The organism is Streptomyces sp. DF42, from assembly GCF_058267695.1.
This window is the reverse complement of sequence record NZ_CM177859.1, coordinates 9,506,296-9,522,874: the sequence shown is the minus strand read 5'-3', so window position 1 is coordinate 9,522,874 and position 16,579 is coordinate 9,506,296. Positions and strand designations below refer to the sequence as shown.

Genomic DNA, 16,579 nt, shown 5'->3' with positions numbered 1-16,579 from the left:
GAAGAGCAAGGGAGCGCGCATGGAACGGGCGGCCGTGTTCGACGTCGACGGGACCCTCGTCGACACCAACCACCTCCACGTGGTGACCTGGTGGGAGGCATTCCGCCAGGCGGGCCACACAGTGCCGACGCACGCCATCCACCGGGCCGTCGGGCTCGGCTCCGACGATCTCGTCGCCCATCTGCTCGGCGACGACCGCGACACGGACCGGGACGCCGAACTCAGCGCCGCGCACGAGGCGTTGTACGGCCAGTACTTCGCCCGGCTGCCCGCGTTGCAGGACGCCGGGCGGCTGCTGCGGCGCCTCGACCACGACGGCTGGACGGTGGTCCTCGCCACGTCCGCCAGCGGCCCCGAGTTGTCCGCGCTGCGCCGCGCCATCTCCGCCGACGACGCGATCACCGCCACCGCGAGCGCCGATGACGTCGAGGAGGGCAAACCGGCGCCCGAACCCGTCGAGCACGCCCTGGAGTTGGCCGGCGTGCCCGCGGACCGGGCGGTCTTCGTCGGCGACACGGTGTGGGACATGCGGGCGGGCAGCCGGGCGGGGGTGCACTGCGTGGGAGTGCTGTGCGGCGGCATTCCGCGCGCGGACCTGGAGGAGGCCGGGGCTCGGACCGTGTACGACGACCCCGCGCACCTGCTGGCGAACCTGGCGGACAGTCCCCTGCGGCAGCGGTGACGCACATCACCCCGTAACCCGGCGGGCAGAGGAACACCCGCAAGAGGTTGTCCGTTGAACAACACGTGGGTGCGGATGGGACAGTGTCCCCGGGCCTCACCTTTTGCCCACAGGGACGATCGTTCGGCTGAAGCCCTGTGGAGCCTTTCGCCGAGAGGCGACCGCCATCCGCGCCCACACCTCGACTGCCCCGACCGAGATTCCCCCGTCCGGTCGGGGCTCTTCTCCGCCCGCCCGGCCGCAGGGTCCGCTTGACTTCGAGAGCACTCCAATACGTAGCGTTCCCGGCATGATCACTGCACAGCACAAGATCGGGTCCGGCTTCGGTGCCAAGAGCACCGCCGAGGACGTCCTGCGCGGCATCGACCTGACCGGCAAGCTGGCCGTCGTGACCGGCGGCTACTCGGGACTCGGTCTGGAGACCACCCGCGCGCTCACCAAGGCGGGCGCCCATGTCGTCGTCCCCGCCCGCCGCCGGGCCGCCGCCGAGGAGGCGCTGGCCGGCCTCGGCGGCGTCGAGGTGGACGAGCTGGACCTCGGCGACCTGGAGAGCGTGCGCGGCTTCGCCGAGCGGTTCCTCGCCTCCGGGCGGAACATCGACATCGTGATCGACAACGCCGGCATCATGGCGTGCCCGGAGACCCGGGTGGGGCCCGGCTGGGAGGCGCAGTTCGCCACCAACCACCTCGGCCACTTCGCCCTGGTCAATCGCCTGTGGCCGGCGATCGCGCCCGGCGGTGCCCGGGTCGTCGCCGTGTCCTCCCGCGCCCACCACTTCGCCGGCATGCGCTGGGACGACGTCGAATGGCGGCAGGACTACGACAAGTGGCAGGCGTACGGCCAGGCCAAGACCGCGAACGTCCTGTTCGCCGTCCACCTCGACAAGCTCGCCCGCGAGGCGGGTGTCCGCGCCTTCTCGCTGCACCCCGGCGGCATCATCACGCCCCTCCAACGGCATATCCCCAAGGAGGAGATGATCGAGCGCGGCTGGATCGACGAGGACGGTACCGTGCTCAACCCCGAGGGCTTCAAGACCCCGCCGCAGGGCGCGGCCACCCAGGTGTGGGCGGCGACCTCGCCGCAGCTGGACGGCCTCGGGGGCGTCTACCTGGAGGACTGCGACGTCGCCGACATCGCGGTGGAGGGCGGGTCGACCGGTGTCAAGGAGTGGGCGATCGACCCGGAGCAGGCCGCCCGCCTGTGGGAGCTGTCCGCGGAGCTGACGGGCGTGAACGCCTTCGCCGGCTAGTGCGATGCGCCAGGCGTCGTTTGCCCGTCGAGGAGCGGCGTCCGGTGCGTGTCCTGGGGATCCCCCCGGCCGGAGGCCGGCGGGAGTGCCGGCCGGAAGTCCTCGTACCGGACGTGCTCGGGCTTTCGGCCGGTGCGTCAGCTCGTCATGAACTCCCACAGGTCGGCGTTGAGTTGGTCGGCGTGGGTGGCGAACAGGCCGTGGCCTCCGTTCTCGTAGACCTTCAGGGTGGCGTCCGGGAGTATCCGGGCGGCGCGCTGTCCCGTCAGCTCCAGAGGGGCCGAGGTGTCGTGCGTGCCGTGGACGACGAGCGCCGGCAGGTCGAGCCCCGGCAGTTCGGGGGCGACGTCCACGACCGCGACCAGTTCCTGGACGGCGGCGGTGGAGTGCGGTGTGGAGAGCTGGGCGCGCTCGACGAAGTACCGCACATACGCCGGTGACACGTCGTTGCCGGGCCGGTCGACGGCGAAGAAGCCCGGGGCACCGTCCTGGAAGAACGCCGCCCGGTCACGCCGGCACTCCTCGTTGGCGGCCCGCACCGCGGCCTGGTCCAGGCCGCCCGGATTGTCGGCGGTGCGCACCACCCCCGGGGCGATACCGGCGACGAAGGCGACGCGTGCCACCCGGCCGGCGCCGTGCCGGGTGAGGCAGCGGGTGATCTCCACCGTGCCCATCGAGTGACCGACCAGGGTGACCTCGCGCAGGTCCAGGTGATCGAGAAGCCCGTGCAGGTCGTCCGCGAGGGTGTCGAGGTCGAAGCCGTTCCACACGTCCTCGGAGCGCCCGTGCCCCCGCCGGTCCGGGCTCACGCAGCGATACCCCCGCGCCGCCAGCGGCAGCATCTGGAACTCCCACATCTCCGATCCCATGTAGGCGCTGTTGACGAAGACGGCCACCGGGCCGTCGGCCGGGCCGTAGTCGACGTAGTGCAGCTGCGTGCCGTCGGCGGGACTGGCGAAGCAAGGCATGGGACGTCCTCCTGCGATCCGGTGGAATGGCTACGTCCTTCATGGTTTCGGGAGCCGCCGCGCGGGTCGATTACCTCCGGCGTCATGGAGGTCCGATGCCGTCGGAGGAGGTGGAGGAGACGGCAGGTGAACCCGCGCCGGACGGGTACTCGGTCACTCCTCTCCAGTCGAGCGGCCGGAAGGAGCCGAAGGGGAAGGAGCCGAAAGTGAGCAGCACAACGGGCAGCAGGATCGTGGTCACGGGCGCGACCGGCAATGTAGGCACCAGCGTGGTGCGTCTTCTCTCGGAGGACACGCAGGTCGGTTCCGTGGTGGGGCTGGCCCGGCGGATCCCCGACTGGTCGCCCGCCAGGACGGAGTGGTCCGCCGTCGACCTTGCGTCCCAACAGGCCGACCTGACGGAGGAGTTCGCGGACGCCGACGCGGTGATCCATCTGGCGTGGGCGTTCCAGCCGACGCATGATCCGGCGACCACCTGGCGCACGAACGTCCTCGGAAGCATCCGGGTCTTCGACGCGGTGGCGGCGGCCGGGGTGCCGACGCTGGTGCACGCGTCGTCGGTGGGCGCCTACTCACCGGGGCCGAAGGATCACGCGGTGGACGAGTCATGGCCGACGCACGGCTGGCCGGACGCCGCGTACTGCCGGGAGAAGGCCTATCTGGAGCGTGCTCTGGACACGTTCGAACGCGAACGTCCCGAGGTGCGGGTGGTGCGCATGCGCCCCGCGTTCCTCTTCAAGCGGGAGTCGGCGAGCGAACAGCGCCGGATCTTCGGCGGCCGCTTCCTGCCGGGCCCGCTGGCACATCCGGAGCTGCTGCCCTTCCTGCCCGACATCCCCGGTCTGCGGGTACAGGCGCTGCACACCGACGACGCGGCCAGGGCCTATGTGCTCGCGCTGGCCTCCGAGGTCCGCGGGGCGTTCAACCTGGCGGCGGAACCCGCCGTCGACGCGGATCTGATCGGCCGGATGCTGGGCACGCGCCCGGTCCGGCTGCCCCGCGCCGCGGCCCGCTCGGCGATCGCCGCCGCATGGGGGTTGCATCTGCTGCCTGCCTCGCCGCATCTGTTCGACGCGGTCCTGCGCCTGCCGCTGATGGACTGCACACGCGCGCACACCGAGCTGGACTGGCGCCCGGAGCACACGGCCGACAACGTGCTGGAGGAGTTCCTGCAGGGCCTGCAGCGGGGCGAGGGGGCTGCGACGGAGCCGATGCAGGGGCACAAGGTGGGCTGACAGGTGGGCCGGCCCCCCGCCCGCCGCGCCACCCGCCCTCGGCGGGACCGTCCCGCTATCCGTCCTCGGCGGGTCGGTCTGCCTGCCCCTCTTGGTCGAGCTGATCGAGCCGTTCTCTTTGCGGCACCACCGTGTACTTCGGGTCCTCCGCCGAGGCCGTGCCCGCCGCGAAGACGCCGAGGCGGGTGCACACCGAGCCGGTGAGGAGGGCCAGCCCCGAGACGACCGCGGGCGCCCGGCGGCCACCGAAGGCGGCGGCTCCCAGGGCACCGGCCGCGGTGAGACACCGCGCGGCGCGCAGCAGAGTGCCGGCCCTGCCTGCCCGCCAGGTCTCGGCGACCATGCCCAGCCGCCGCTCCGCCGCCTCCTCGGCGGCCAGGTCGGCCAGCGCGGCCAGCCCGGCGGCACAGCGCGCGGGTGCGTTCTCGTGCGCGGGCCCGGCCACCAGCGCCATACCGGCCGCCGCGGCCGTGGCGGAGGCGCCGAACAGATACGGCAGCTCGCGGTGGGCGCCGTGCCAGGCCGGCACGGCGGTGTCGGCGACCAGGACCCCGGTGTACGTGGCGACCGCCGGTCCGAGCAGCGCCGCGGCGCCGGTTGCCGCGCCCCCGAGTCGCGGCAGCCGGCCGGTCACCGCGCTCGCGGCGGCCGCTCCCGCTGCCGGTGCGTACGCCGACAGCAGCCAGGAGCCCATGCTCATGGGTGAGGTCGGCTTGAACACCCGCAGCATGTTGGCGAACCGGCTCGGCCGGCCGAGGTCGTGGATCAGCGCGGCGGTCGACAGGGACACGGCGGTGAGCGAGGACACCTTCAGTGCCGTGGCGGTCGTCGTGCGGCCGGTCAGGTGGGCGCCTGCCGCGAGGACCGACCCGGCACCCGCGAGTCCGCCGAGGAAGAGATACCCGCCGACGTCCAGCGCGGCCCAGGACGGTGCCTTGATGACCGGACGGCCGTAATAGGACGCGAACTCCGCACGGGGGACGACGGGTTGTTCGCCACGCCCGCGTCGCCTGCGCCCGCTCCTCGGCTCGCTCACGGTCATCGCCGGCCACCTCCCGCCTTTCCCGTGACGGCGAAGCAGGCCGCCAGGCCGCCGAGCAGGGACAGGGCCGCGGCGCCCGCGTGTTTCCACATGGCCGGCAGATCGCGGGTGGTGACGACGGGGTCCGGCGGCAGCCCGTACACCTCGGGCCGGTCCAGCAGCAGGAAGAAGGCGCCGTCGCCGCCCACACCGTCGCCGGGGTCGTCGCCGTAGAGGTGGGCCTCGGTGACTCCGTCGTCGTGCAGCTGGTCCACCCGCAGTGCGGCCCGCTCGCGCAGTTCGTCCAGCGGGCCGAACTGGATGGACTCGGTGGGGCACGCCTTGGCGCAGGCCGGTTCCTGTCCCGCGCCGAGGCGGTCGTAGCACATGGTGCACTTGAACGCCCGCCCGTCCTGCGGGCGTTGCTCGATGACGCCGTACGGGCAGGCGGGGACGCAGTAGCCGCAGCCGTTGCAGATGTCCTCCTGGACGACGACGGTGCCGAACTCGGTGCGGAACAGCGAGCCGGTGGGGCAGACGTCGAGACAGGCGGCGTGGGTGCAGTGCTTGCACACGTCCGAGGACATCAGCCAACGCATGTCTCCGTCACCCATATCCCCTTCGGCCAGCGGGAGTTGGGTGCGCCCTTCCGGCCGGGGCTGCTCGATGAAGGCCACGTGCCGCCAGGTGGAGGCGCCGAGCGCCTGTGTGTTGTCGTAGGACATGGCGCTCAGGGAAAAGCCGTCCTCCGGGATGGCGTTCCACTCCTTGCAGGCGACCTCGCATGCCTTGCAGCCGATGCAGACGGAGGTGTCGGTGAAGAAGCCGACGCGTTCCTCGCTCACTTGTGCACCTCCGTCCCGGTGGCCGGCGTGATGCCGGCCCGCTTGCGGTAGTCGGCGACCAGTTTGGGCAGGTCGGGTCCGCGCGGGCGTCGTCCGGGACGGATGTCGGCGGTCAGGGCCTTGTCCTCCTGGATCTGGGCGTTGGGGTCGAGGGCGATGGCCGTCAGCTCGTTGGCGGCGTCACCCTTCGCGACACCGTTCGGGCCCCAGTGGAAGGGCAGGCCGATCTGATGGACCACGCGGCCCCGCACCCGCAGGGGCCGGACGCGCTCGGTCACCAGGACGCGCGCCTCGACCGCGTTGCGGGCGGTGACGATCGTCGCCCAGCCGCCGTTCTCCAGACCCCGCTCGCGGGCCAGGGCGGGTGAGACCTCGCAGAAGAACTCCGGTTGCAGCTCGGAGAGATAGGTGGACCAGCGGGTCATTCCGCCCGCCGTGAAGTGCTCGGTCAGCCGGTGCGTGGTGACGACGTACGGAAAGACGTCGGCGCCCTTCTCGTCGCCGCTGGGGTGGTAGCGGTTGCCCTCGCGGGGCAGCAGGTGGCGTACCGGGTTGCGCGGGGTCGAGGGGTGCAGGGCGTTGGCGAACGGGGAGTCCTGCGGCTCGTAGTGGGTGGGCAGCGGCCCGTCCTCCAGGCCTGCCGGGGTGTACAGCCAGCCCTTGCCGTCGGCCTGCATGATGAACGGGTCGTCACCGCGCAGCGCGTCGACTCCGACGGCGTCCTCGTCGGGTACGTAGTCGGGGGCACGGTCGGGCACGAAGTCGGGGACGTCGTGGCCGGTCCACTCCCCCGCCTCGGCATCCCACCAGACGTACTTCTTGCGTTCGCTCCACGGGGTGCCGTCGGGAGCGGCGGAGGCCCGGTTGTAGAGGATGCGCCGGTTGGCGGGCCAGGCCCAGGCCCATTCGGCGGCGACCCAGTCCTGTTCCCACTCGGGCTTCTTGCGGGCGGCCTGGTTGACGCCGTCCGCGTGGACGCCGCAGTAGATCCAGCAGCCGCAGCGGGTGGAACCGTCGTCCTTCAGCTCGGTGTAGGCCCCCAGAGGGCGCCCGTCGGGGCCGTGGCCGCTGATCTCGGCGAGCACGGCGTCGGCGACCGGCTCGTCGAGTGCGCCGCTGACCGGGTAGTCCCAGGCCAGGTCGAGGACCGGCCGGTCCATCGGGTCGCTCGAACCGGCCAGCTTCTCCCTGATGCGGCGGCCCAGGTGGTACATGAACCACAGGTCGCTGCGCGCGTCGCCCTGCGGTTCGACGGCGGCGTGGTGCCACTGCACCCAGCGGTTGGTGTTGGTGAAGGAGCCCGACTTCTCGGTGTGGGCGGCGGCCGGGAAGAAGAACACCTCGGTGCCGATGTCCTCGGTGCGCAGCTCGCCGGTGTCGATCTCGGGGCCGTCCTTCCACCAAGTGGCCGATTCGATGAGCGAGAAGTCGCGCACGACCAGCCACTCCAGGTTGGCCATACCGAGGCGCTGCAGGCGGGTGTTGGCGGACCCGACGGCCGGGTTCTCGCCGAGCAGGAAGTAGCCCTTGCAGTCGCCGTCGAGCTGGGCCATGACGGTGTCGTAGGTGGAGTGGGAGCCGGTCAGACGCGGCAGGTGGTCGAAGCAGAAGTCGTTGTCGGGCGTGGCGGCGTCGCCGTAGTAGGCCTTGAGGAGGCTGACGACATACGCCCGCATGTGGGACCAGAAGCCCTTCACGGTGCGGCTCGCCTCGACGAAGTTGTCCAGGTCCATGTCGGCGTGGGCGTGCGGCATCGGGATGTAGCCGGGCAGCAGGTTGAACAGGGTGGGGATGTCGCTGGAGCCCTGGATGGAGGCGTGCCCGCGCAGTGCCTGGATGCCGCCGCCGGTGCGGCCGATGTTGCCGAGCAGGAGCTGGAGGACGCTGGCGGCGCGGATGTACTGGGCGCCGGTGGTGTGCTGGGTCCAGCCGACGGCGTAGCAGAAGGCGCTGGTGCGCTCGGGCCCGGAGTTCGCGGTCAGCTCGTCGCACACGCGCAGGAAGATCTCGCGGGGAATGCCGCAGACGTCTTCGACCAGTTCGGGCGTGTAGCGGGCGTAGTGGCGTTTGAGGACCTGGTAGACGCACCGCGGGTGCTGGAGCGTCTCGTCGGTGGGCGCGCGGTGTCCGGTGCGGGCGCCACCGGAGCCGTGGGCCTCGGCGCCGGCCGCCTTGCGGGTGCGGTCCTCGTACAGTTCGTCGGCCTCGCCCGCGGGCTGCTGCACCTCCACGCCCTCGTACTGCCAGCTGGCGGGGTCGTAGTGCGCCTTCTCGTCGTCGAGGCCGGAGAAGACGCCGTCGAGGTCCTCGGTGTCGCGGAAGTCCTCGCTCACCAGGGTGGCGGCGTTGGTGTAGTTGAGGACGTACTCGCGGAAGTCCTTCTCCTCGGTGAGGACGTGGTTGATGATGCCGCCGAGGAAGGCGATGTCGGTGCCCGCGCGGATCGGGACGAACAGGTCGGCCAGGGCGCTGGTGCGGGTGAAGCGCGGGTCGACGCTGATGATGCGGGCGCCGCGCTTCTTGGCCTCCATCACCCACTGGAAGCCGACCGGGTGGCACTCGGCGAAGTTGGAGCCCTCGATGACGATGCAGTCGGAGTGCTGCAGGTCCTGCATGAACGTGGTGGCGCCGCCCCGGCCGAAGGAGGTGCCAAGGCCCGCGACGGTGGACGAGTGACACACCCGGGCCTGGTTCTCCACCTGGACCACGCCGAGGCCGGTCAGCAGCTTCTTGATGAGGTAGTTCTCCTCGTTGTCGAGGGTGGCGCCGCCCAGGCTGGCGATGCCCATGGTGCGGGCGGTGCGCATGCCCTCCTGTTCCCACTGCCAGGTCTCGCGCCGGGTGCGGAGCACCCGCTCGGCGACCATGTCCATGGCCGTGTCGAGGTCGAGCGGTTCCCAGTCGGTGCCGTGCGGGCGGCGGTAGAGGACCTGGTGTTCGCGGGCGGGGCCGGTGGTCAGCTGGAGGGTCGCCGAGCCCTTGGGGCACAGACGGCCGCGGCTGATGGGGGAGGCGGGGTCGCCCTCGATCTGGACGACCTTCTCGTCCCGCACGTAGACCTGCTGGCCGCAGCCGACCGCGCAGTACGGGCAGATGGACTGCACGACCCGGTGCGCGCTGTCGGTACGCGGGCGCAGGCTCTCGGTGTGCGGGGATTTCGCGGCGGCACCCCGGCCCGTACGGTCGGGGCCGGTGAGCTGTCGGTACACGGGCCAGGAACGGACCCGGTCGGCCATACCCATGATGGCTCCCTGTCACGGTCAGGCGGAGGACTCGTCCGGATCGGGATGCTCGGGGTGGACGGTGGCGGGGCGGGGGCCGCCCTCGCGGCCGGTGCCGGCCTCGTCCGTGTCCGGCACGTCGGCGTCGGACCGGTCCTCCTGGGCGTTCGGGCTCGGTATGTCCAGTGGATCCTCGCCCTCGCTGACCTGCTGGTCCGGCAGATCCCGCGGCACGGGCTCGCCGTCCTGGCCTGTATGACGCCGATCGGCCACGTCGTACTCCCTTCACGTCGTCCAGCGACGGGCGAGTACCTCCACCGGAGAGCGGCGAAACGTCGGTCTGCCATCACCGCCCGGACCCTCGGCTCCGCGATGCGCCTAGGGCCCGCTGCGAAAGCGGCGTCTGCCGCGCGACGCCCGGCACACTCCCCCACTGCCTCAAGGACGTGGGGGGTGCCCCACTCGCCGCACCGCCCGAAAGCCCGAGTACGCCCAGTACGAGGGCTTCCGGACGGCACTCCCCAGCCTCCGGCCGGGGGACCCCCAGAGCACGCACCGACGGTGACACCAGCCGCTGCCGCTGCCGCCCTTCGGGCGACGACGCCGCTTTCGCAGCAGGCCCTAATGCGGAGCGCGCTCCTCCAACGCCGTCCGCCAGGCGGGAGCCGGCCCCTCGGGCTCCGGCTCCGGGCGACGCCCGCCACGGGTGAAGAAGTCGGCCAGAGGAAGAATCGCGGCACCGACGGTGACCGCGTCGGGACCCAGGCGGCCGAGGTCGATGGTCACCTTCTCCGCCGGGTGCCGCAGGGCGTACGAGGTCGCGTGCCGGCGCACGGCGGGCAGGAACCGCGCACCGAGCTGAAGCCCCGCCCAGCCCCCGATGAGAATGCGTTCGGGCTGGAAGAGGTTGATCAGGTCGGACAGCCCCGCGCCCAGATACTCCGTGGTCTCCTCCAGCACCGCCCGCGCCACCGGATCGGCCGCCTCGACGCCGGAGGGATACGCGGCGGCCAGCATCGCCGTCAGCGCCGTCTCCTCGTCGACGCCCCGCGGCGGTCGCCCGCCCTCCTCGCGCCAGCGGTCGAGAAGCGACTCGGCCCCCGCGTACGCCTCCAGGCAGCCGAGCGCACCGCACCGGCAGCGGCGCCCCCTGACCCGTACGGTCAGATGCCCCCACTCGACGGCCCGGCCGTGCTCCACCTCGGGGGTGACGAGGCAGGCGCCGACTCCGGAGCCGAACAGGACGACGACCGCGTTGCGCGCGCCGCGTCCGCCGCCGAACCACATCTCGGCCTGGCCGAGGGTCTTCGCGCCGTTGTCGATGAAGTACGGGACGGTGTCGGGGAGTTGGGAGGTGGAGCGGAGCAGGTCTTCCAGGGGGACGGCTTCCCAGCCGATGGTCTGCCCGTGTACGACGGCGCCGCGGTCCGGGGTGCGTTCCACGATGCCCGGGACGCCGATGCCGACTCCGAGGAGCTGCTCGGGGGCGATGCCGGCGCCCATGAGCACCTCGGCGATGCCGTCGCGGATGTGGCCGACGATGACGTCGACCTCGTAGCGCTGTGTCTCCAACGGGCGCTCGGTGCGGGCGAGTTCGGTGAGCGTCAGGTCGAACAGCTCGATCCGCACCCGGGTCTCGCCGACGTCGACGCCGATCATGTGGCCGCTGGCGGGTGCCACACGCAGCAGGGTGCGGGGGCGGCCGCCGTCGGAGTCGACGCTGCCGGCCTCCTCGAGAAGACCGTCCGCGACCAGGTCCGCGACGACGTTGCTCACGGAGCCGGAGCTGAGCCCGGTCGCCGGGCCGAGCTCGAAGCGGCTGAGGGGGCCGTCGAAGTAGAGCCGCTGCAGCACGGCCGTGCGGTTGGCCCGCCTGAGGTCGCGTACCGTGCGCCCGTTCCGCCCCGTAGCCATGTGGCCCCCTTCACACCCTGTTCGACCTGCAACATACCTCCGGGTGCGGGCGTGGCGCGATATTCCTCCAACCCTTAGTTCACGATGTGAGCTAAGACGCGCCCAGGTCCTCGATCTCGTCGAGGGCCGCGACGAGTTCCGGGGCGACGACTTCCTGGACCCAGCGGTCGTGGTCCGCACCGGTCCCCCGTGGGATCGTCTCGGTGAGCATGATCAGGTAGAGGTAGGTGCGGTAGAGGGCGAGGCGGAGCAGGGCCGGGGTGTCGAACACGGCGCGTCCGCCGGCCTCCCGGTAGCCCGCCAGGAACGCCTCGTCCTTCTTGATGTCCCCGAGCAGCGCGAGAGAGACGAAGTCGGCCAGCGGGTCGCCCCAGAACATGCGCTCGCCGTCGATGAGTCCGCCGATGCGGGGCTCCCCCGCCGAGCGGTCCAGCAGGATGTTGCCCCTCCACAGGTCGAAGTGGACGAGGTTCGGGACGGTGACGTCGTCGAGCGCGGGGTAGGCGGACCGGACCGTGCGGGCCACGTCGTCGGCGGGGCGGGGCAGGCGGGCCCGGTAGTCGCGCGCGTCGTCCAGTACGGCGCCAAGTATGGCGGTGAACGCGGTGCGCCAGTCGTCGGCGAGCGGGCCGAGCGCCCCGGAGGGATAGCCGTAGCCCGGCCCTCTCACGCGGTGCAGGCGGGCCACCTGCCGACCCAACTCCGTGCGCAGGGGCACCTGTTCGGCCTCCGTGACCGAGTCGTCCCATGGTTCGCCCGGGCAGGCCGTCATCAGCAGATGACGTGCTGCGCCGTCGCCGTCGCCGCCGCCGACGGCCACGACCCGCGGGGCCGGTACATCGGCCTCGGCGGCGCCACGGTAGAACTCGGCCTCCGACAGCAGCAGGCCACTCTCGTAACGCAGTCCCGGAGCGTCCGGCGCGACCTTGAGCACATAGCGGCTGCCGTCGGTGAGCCGGAGTTCCTCGACGGCGTTGTAGGTGCCGCCGCTGAGGGGGCGCCGGTGCGTGAGACGTTCGGGAGGTATCTGCGAGCCCTCCAGGATGCGTCGGGCTCTTTCCCAGGAGTCCACCACCGTGCGCCCACCCCTCACCTCGGTCAGCCGGCCGCGTACACGTCCTCGATGTAACGCCCGTCCGCGATCAGTCCGTCCAGCCAGGCATCGGCCGCCGGGCCGTCCGCGTCCGGCGTGCGGTCCCGGTACAGCGTACGAAACGCGTCCCGCACTCCGGGCGCCATTCGCGAACCGTCGCCGCAGACGTACACCCGGGCCCCGCACCGAGCAGTTCCCACACCTCGTCGGCCTCGGCGACGACGCGGTGCTGGACGAACGTGCCCGCGGTGCTGAACGCCGGGCGCAGCGAAACGGCTCCGGCGGCCTCGGCGGCGCGCAGCTCCCCGGCGTGCAGGAAGTCGGCGTCCGGCGCGTCGCAGCCGAAGTAGCAGAGCGCTGGGGCGAGTTCGGCTCCCTTGGCGAGGGCGGCCGTGGATGTCGAGGAGCTGCGGCCAGTCGAGGGTGCCGCGCAGGGCGGGGTGGTCCTCGATGACCTCGATGAGGGTGAGCGGTTCGTCGCCGGTCAGGGCCGCCAGGGCCGTCCGCCCGGGCGGGCAGGGGTTGGCGGCGGCCAGCTGGGCTGCGGTCGGCCGCTCCTGCAACTCGACGTGGTGTGCCGGGAGTTGGCGTGCCGTCAGGGGCCGGTCGACCGCGAGGCCGTCGCGGCGGGGACGGGTGGCGCGGATGTCCAGGACGGTGGCGGGGTCGATGCCGAGTGCGGTGGCGACGCGGTCGACCAGGGCCGGGGCGTTGACGGGGAGCACGGTGAGGTGGTCCGCGGTGCGGTAGGCGGTGCCGGCGGGGAGGGCGACTCGGACGAAGCGCTTGCGGCGCGGGTGGCCGGGTGCGGTGAGGTCGTGGGCCTCGGTGACCGTCATGGGGACGAGCCCGTGCCGCTCGGTGAGTGCGTCCAGGGGGCCGCCGGTGAGGGTGCGCACCTCGTACGACGTGGTGCGCTCGGCGGTCGTCGGGGCGGTCGCGTCCGGGTCGCCGTACCGCTCCGGAGTACTGCGATCAAGGGTGGTCGAGCGGGCCCGGCCGCCCGCGCCACGGGACTACACGATCGTGTAGTCAAGAGGCCCGCGGGGGCTTGCGCAAGTCCCCGACCTGCGACTCACTCGGGTTTCGGGAGGTCGGTGCGCTGTCCGGGGGCGGGAGCGGTGGTGGCCCGCGGGATGAGATGTGTCGGCAGGACGATGTGCCGCGTGGGGTCCGCGTCGGGGTCGTTGATCAGTTCCAGGGCCAGTTCGCCGACCATGCGGCCCATGTCCGAGGGCGACTGGGCGACCGTGGACAGGTCGAACCACTCGGCGACCGGCTGGTCGTCGAAGCCGAGGACGGACATCCGCTCGGGGACCTCGATCCTGGACTTGCGCAGCGTCCAGATGACGGAGGCGGCGAGTTCGTCCTGCTCGGCGAAGAGCGCGGTGGGCGGCTCGCGCAGGCTGAGCAGTTTCCCGAGCGCCTCCGTGACACCGCGCTTGTAGGGGAACGGGGTGGCCACGACGAGGGAGTCGTCGAGGGGAACGTCCGCCTCGGTGAGTGCCTGCTGGTAGCCGAGCAGCCGCTCGTGCGAGCTGAAGGAGAAGCCGGTGGCGCCGGCCGTCTGGACGAAGGCGATCCGGCGGTGTCCCAGGTTCAGCAGGTGCCGGGTGCCGTGGCGTGCCCCGGCCACGTCGTCGACGTACACGCTCGGCCGCTCGTCGGCGTGCTGGCTGGCGTAGATGACGGGCATGCCGAGGTCGTCGAGGCGGGCGCTCTCCTCGTCGGTGAGGTCGAAGGAGAACACCAGCAGTGCGTCGGCGTTGCGCCGGGCCGGCAACTGCTCGAAGAACGAGGCGCGTTCGGCGAGGTCGGGTATCACGTAGACGGCCAGCTCCAGGCCCGCCGCCCGCAGCAGCGGGGCCAGGCTGGACAGGGCCGAGCCCATGAACCACGAGTTGAGCGTGGGTACGAGCACCGCGACGACGCCCGTCCTGCCGGTCACCAGGCTCGACGCGTGCCGGGAGATCGCGAAGTTCAGCTCGCGCGCGGCCTGTTCGACCCGGACGCGGACATCCGGCGACACGTTCGACAGTCCCCGCAGGGTGCGCGAGACGGTGGATGCGGAGACCCCGGCCCGTTCGGCGACATCGGCCATCGTGGGGTGCCGTCGAGCAGCTGGCATGCGCGGACGCTAGCACAAGCGTGCACGCATCCACACGGTCCGGTGACAGCGCTGTCAGCGAATTACCGGCGTGTAACGCATTGACGTGTCCTCGGCCTGGCTCCTAGCTTGCAAGCGTTGTCTCGCTGAGCCGAGGGATGCTTCGATCATTGCCCCGGGGGTAGTCATCAGATGCTCTGAACTGCGCGGCGCAACCATCGTTGCAAGCAGCATGACAGCGCACCCATTGCCTCGGTTCCGTTCGACCCGGGAGCGACAGTGAAGATCGGAACGACCGAAGCATTGCGGCGCTCTGGCGCCTTGTGCGCAGCGCCGGCCGCGCGCGGCTCGGGCGGCGGCTCGATGTCGAGCGGGGGCGGGCCGTCCGGGCACTCCTCCTTCGAGGGCGGGGCCCCGTCACCTATGCCGCCGGTGCGGACAAGACCGGCACGGTGCGGGCGGTGACACGGCCGGCGCGGCGAAGCAGCCCTTTCGGCCCACGTATTCCCACACCAATCCGAGGAGCAGACAGCACCATGTCCACCAGCACCGCACCTTGGTGGCGCGACGCCGTCATCTACCAGGTCTACATCCGCAGTTTCGCCGACGGGAACGGGGACGGCGTCGGCGACATCGCCGGCATCCGCTCCCGGCTGCCGTATCTCAAGTGGCTCGGCGTGGACGCGATCTGGATCAATCCCTGGTACAAGTCACCGATGGCCGACCACGGTTACGACGTCGCCGACTTCCGGGAGATCGACCCGCTGTTCGGCACGGTCGCCGAGGCGGAGCAGCTCATCGAGGAGGCGCACGCGCACGGGATCCGTGTCATCCCCGACATCGTACCCAACCACACCTCCGACCGGCACGCCTGGTTCCGGGCCGCGCTGGCTGCCGGGCCCGGCAGCCCCGAGCGCAGGCGCTACGTCTTCCGGCCCGGCCGCGGGCCCGACGGCGCCGAGCCGCCCAACGACTGGGTGTCCTGCTTCGGCGGCCCGGCCTGGACACGGTTGCCCGACGGCGAGTGGTACCTGCACCTGTTCGCCCCCGAGCAGCCGGACCTCAACTGGGAACACCCGGACGTACGGGCGGAGTTCGAGTCGGTCCTGCGCTTCTGGTTCAGCCGGGGCGTGGACGGATTCCGTATCGACGTCGCGCACGGTCTCATCAAGCACCCCGAGCTGCCGGACCTGCCGCCCCGCCCGGAAGTGGCGCCCGAGGGGGCCCGCCGGCACGTCGACCATCCGCACTGGGACCGGGACGAGGTGCATGACATCTACCGCGCGTGGCGCCGGGTGGCGGACGAGTTCCCGGGTGACCGCTCGTTCGTCGCCGAGGCGTGGGCGGACACCCCGGAGCGACTCGCCGCGTACGTCCGCCAGGACGGCCTGCACACGGCGTTCAACTTCGACTTCCTGATGTCGAGTTGGGATGCGCAGGACCTGCGTGCCGTCATCGACGACTCCCTCGCCATGCTCGGCGCGGTGGGCGCGCCGGCCACCTGGGTGCTGTCCAACCACGACGTGATGCGCCACCCCAGCCGGTACGGCCGCAAGGTGGTGAAGCGGTGGGTGGCGGGCGAGACCTACCGGCCCGAGGGCCCGCTGGATCTGGAACTGGGCACGCGGCGGGCCCGTGCGGCTGCCCTGCTGATGCTCGCCCTGCCCGGCGGCGCCTATGTCTACCAGGGCGAGGAGCTCGGGCTGCCCGAGGTCGAGGACCTGCCCGAGGCGGTGCTGCAGGACCCGGTCTGGGAGCGGTCCGGGCACACCGATCGCGGGCGCGACGGCTGCCGGGTGCCGATCCCGTGGTCGGGGTCGAGCGCGCCGTACGGCTTCAGCGCCGAGGGCAGCGAAGCCGCGCCCTGGCTGCCGCAGCCGGCCGGGTGGGCCGGCCTCGGGGTGGCCGAGCAGACCGGCGCGGAGAACTCGACGCTGGAGCTGTACCGCAGCGCCCTGCGTCTGCGCCGCGAGCATCCCGCCCTCGGAGACGGCGCCCTGACCTGGCTCGACTCCCCCGCCGGCGTCCTCGCCTTCGGACGCGACCCCGGCTTCCTGTGCGTGGTGAACCTGTCGGCCGACGCCTACCGGCTGCCCGAGCACTCCTCGGTTCTGCTGGCCTCCGGGCCCGTGCCGGACGGACTGCTGGCACCGGACCACGCGGTCTGGCTCGCGGTCTAGCGGGCGCCGTACGGGGAGGTCAGGGCAGGTCTGCCACCGGGCGGGGCCTCCCCGTCACCGCCGC

12 protein-coding genes and 1 pseudogene are annotated in these 16,579 nt (G+C 72.0%); 4 read left to right on the top strand and 9 right to left on the bottom strand.

Going from position 1 to position 16,579, the window contains the following annotated elements:
- The first annotated feature begins 19 nt into the window (after nucleotides 1–19).
- Together ACYUED_RS43820 and ACYUED_RS43815 are read left to right on the top strand one after the other, a co-directional pair.
- Complete coding sequence (locus ACYUED_RS43820) at nucleotides 20–682, top strand: HAD family hydrolase (protein WP_491289957.1); 663 nt, start codon at nucleotides 20–22, stop codon at nucleotides 680–682.
- A gap of 289 nt (nucleotides 683–971) precedes the next feature.
- Nucleotides 972–1,931: an SDR family NAD(P)-dependent oxidoreductase gene (locus tag ACYUED_RS43815; RefSeq protein ID WP_491289956.1), complete on the top strand. Its 960-nt coding sequence runs from the start codon at nucleotides 972–974 to the stop codon at nucleotides 1,929–1,931.
- A gap of 137 nt (nucleotides 1,932–2,068) precedes the next feature.
- Here ACYUED_RS43815 and ACYUED_RS43810 read toward each other — a convergent pair whose 3' ends face one another.
- A complete protein-coding gene (locus ACYUED_RS43810) occupies nucleotides 2,069–2,899 on the bottom strand; it encodes an alpha/beta fold hydrolase (RefSeq protein WP_491289955.1) in 831 nt (276 codons plus the stop codon).
- A gap of 206 nt (nucleotides 2,900–3,105) precedes the next feature.
- Between ACYUED_RS43810 and ACYUED_RS43805 the strand changes: the two genes are divergently transcribed.
- Nucleotides 3,106–4,134, top strand: a complete 1,029-nt coding sequence (locus ACYUED_RS43805) for an SDR family oxidoreductase (RefSeq protein WP_491289954.1) — start codon at nucleotides 3,106–3,108, stop codon at nucleotides 4,132–4,134.
- Between the two features lie 55 nt (nucleotides 4,135–4,189).
- On the opposite strand, the gene nrfD is transcribed toward ACYUED_RS43805, so the two are convergent.
- The 8 genes and pseudogenes from nrfD to ACYUED_RS43765 form a co-directional block, all read right to left on the bottom strand.
- A complete protein-coding gene (nrfD, locus tag ACYUED_RS43800) occupies nucleotides 4,190–5,176 on the bottom strand; it encodes an NrfD/PsrC family molybdoenzyme membrane anchor subunit (RefSeq protein ID WP_491289953.1) in 987 nt (328 codons plus the stop codon).
- Nucleotides 5,173–6,000 (bottom strand): 4Fe-4S dicluster domain-containing protein, encoded by an 828-nt coding sequence (locus ACYUED_RS43795; RefSeq protein WP_491289952.1) that lies wholly within the window; start codon nucleotides 5,998–6,000, stop codon nucleotides 5,173–5,175. Before ACYUED_RS43795 ends, nrfD begins: the two co-directional genes overlap by 4 nt.
- On the bottom strand, nucleotides 5,997–9,242 hold the full coding sequence (gene fdh / locus ACYUED_RS43790; protein WP_491289951.1) for a formate dehydrogenase: 3,246 nt from the start codon (nucleotides 9,240–9,242) through the stop codon (nucleotides 5,997–5,999). The genes ACYUED_RS43795 and fdh overlap by 4 nt, the downstream gene beginning before the upstream one ends.
- 18 nt (nucleotides 9,243–9,260) lie before the next feature.
- Entirely contained in the window at nucleotides 9,261–9,494 is a 234-nt protein-coding gene (locus ACYUED_RS43785; protein WP_491289950.1) for a hypothetical protein, read from the bottom strand.
- A 348-nt stretch (nucleotides 9,495–9,842) separates the two neighbouring features.
- Nucleotides 9,843–11,135: an ROK family protein gene (locus ACYUED_RS43780; protein WP_491289949.1), complete on the bottom strand. Its 1,293-nt coding sequence runs from the start codon at nucleotides 11,133–11,135 to the stop codon at nucleotides 9,843–9,845.
- Nucleotides 11,136–11,226: 91 nt separating this feature from the next.
- Complete coding sequence (locus ACYUED_RS43775; RefSeq protein ID WP_491289948.1) at nucleotides 11,227–12,210, bottom strand: phosphotransferase family protein; 984 nt, start codon at nucleotides 12,208–12,210, stop codon at nucleotides 11,227–11,229.
- Between the two features lie 23 nt (nucleotides 12,211–12,233).
- Nucleotides 12,234–13,190, bottom strand: a pseudogene (locus ACYUED_RS43770) (ferredoxin reductase domain-containing protein); the annotation flags it as partial.
- Nucleotides 13,191–13,303: 113 nt separating this feature from the next.
- The gene (locus ACYUED_RS43765) at nucleotides 13,304–14,356 is read right to left on the bottom strand and encodes a LacI family DNA-binding transcriptional regulator (protein WP_491289947.1); all 1,053 of its coding nucleotides are present in this window, start codon (nucleotides 14,354–14,356) and stop codon (nucleotides 13,304–13,306) included.
- Between the two features lie 515 nt (nucleotides 14,357–14,871).
- On the opposite strand from ACYUED_RS43765, the gene ACYUED_RS43760 reads away from it, so the two are divergent.
- Nucleotides 14,872–16,515, top strand: a complete 1,644-nt coding sequence (locus ACYUED_RS43760; RefSeq protein ID WP_491289946.1) for a glycoside hydrolase family 13 protein — start codon at nucleotides 14,872–14,874, stop codon at nucleotides 16,513–16,515.
- Nucleotides 16,516–16,579 lie beyond the last annotated feature (64 nt).

What these genes read in the sequence shown, in the direction of transcription:
- ACYUED_RS43815 (WP_491289956.1), top strand. Translation starts at nt 972, where the DNA reads ATGATCACTGCACAGCACAAGATCGGGTCCGGCTTCGGTGCCAAGAGC.
- ACYUED_RS43780 (WP_491289949.1), bottom strand. Translation starts at nt 11,135, where the DNA reads ATGGCTACGGGGCGGAACGGGCGCACGGTACGCGACCTCAGGCGGGCC.
- ACYUED_RS43820 (WP_491289957.1), top strand. Translation starts at nt 20, where the DNA reads ATGGAACGGGCGGCCGTGTTCGACGTCGACGGGACCCTCGTCGACACC.
- ACYUED_RS43810 (WP_491289955.1), bottom strand. Translation starts at nt 2,899, where the DNA reads ATGCCTTGCTTCGCCAGTCCCGCCGACGGCACGCAGCTGCACTACGTC.
- nrfD (WP_491289953.1), bottom strand. Translation starts at nt 5,176, where the DNA reads ATGACCGTGAGCGAGCCGAGGAGCGGGCGCAGGCGACGCGGGCGTGGC.
- fdh (WP_491289951.1), bottom strand. Translation starts at nt 9,242, where the DNA reads ATGGGTATGGCCGACCGGGTCCGTTCCTGGCCCGTGTACCGACAGCTC.
- ACYUED_RS43760 (WP_491289946.1), top strand. Translation starts at nt 14,872, where the DNA reads ATGTCCACCAGCACCGCACCTTGGTGGCGCGACGCCGTCATCTACCAG.
- ACYUED_RS43765 (WP_491289947.1), bottom strand. Translation starts at nt 14,356, where the DNA reads ATGCCAGCTGCTCGACGGCACCCCACGATGGCCGATGTCGCCGAACGG.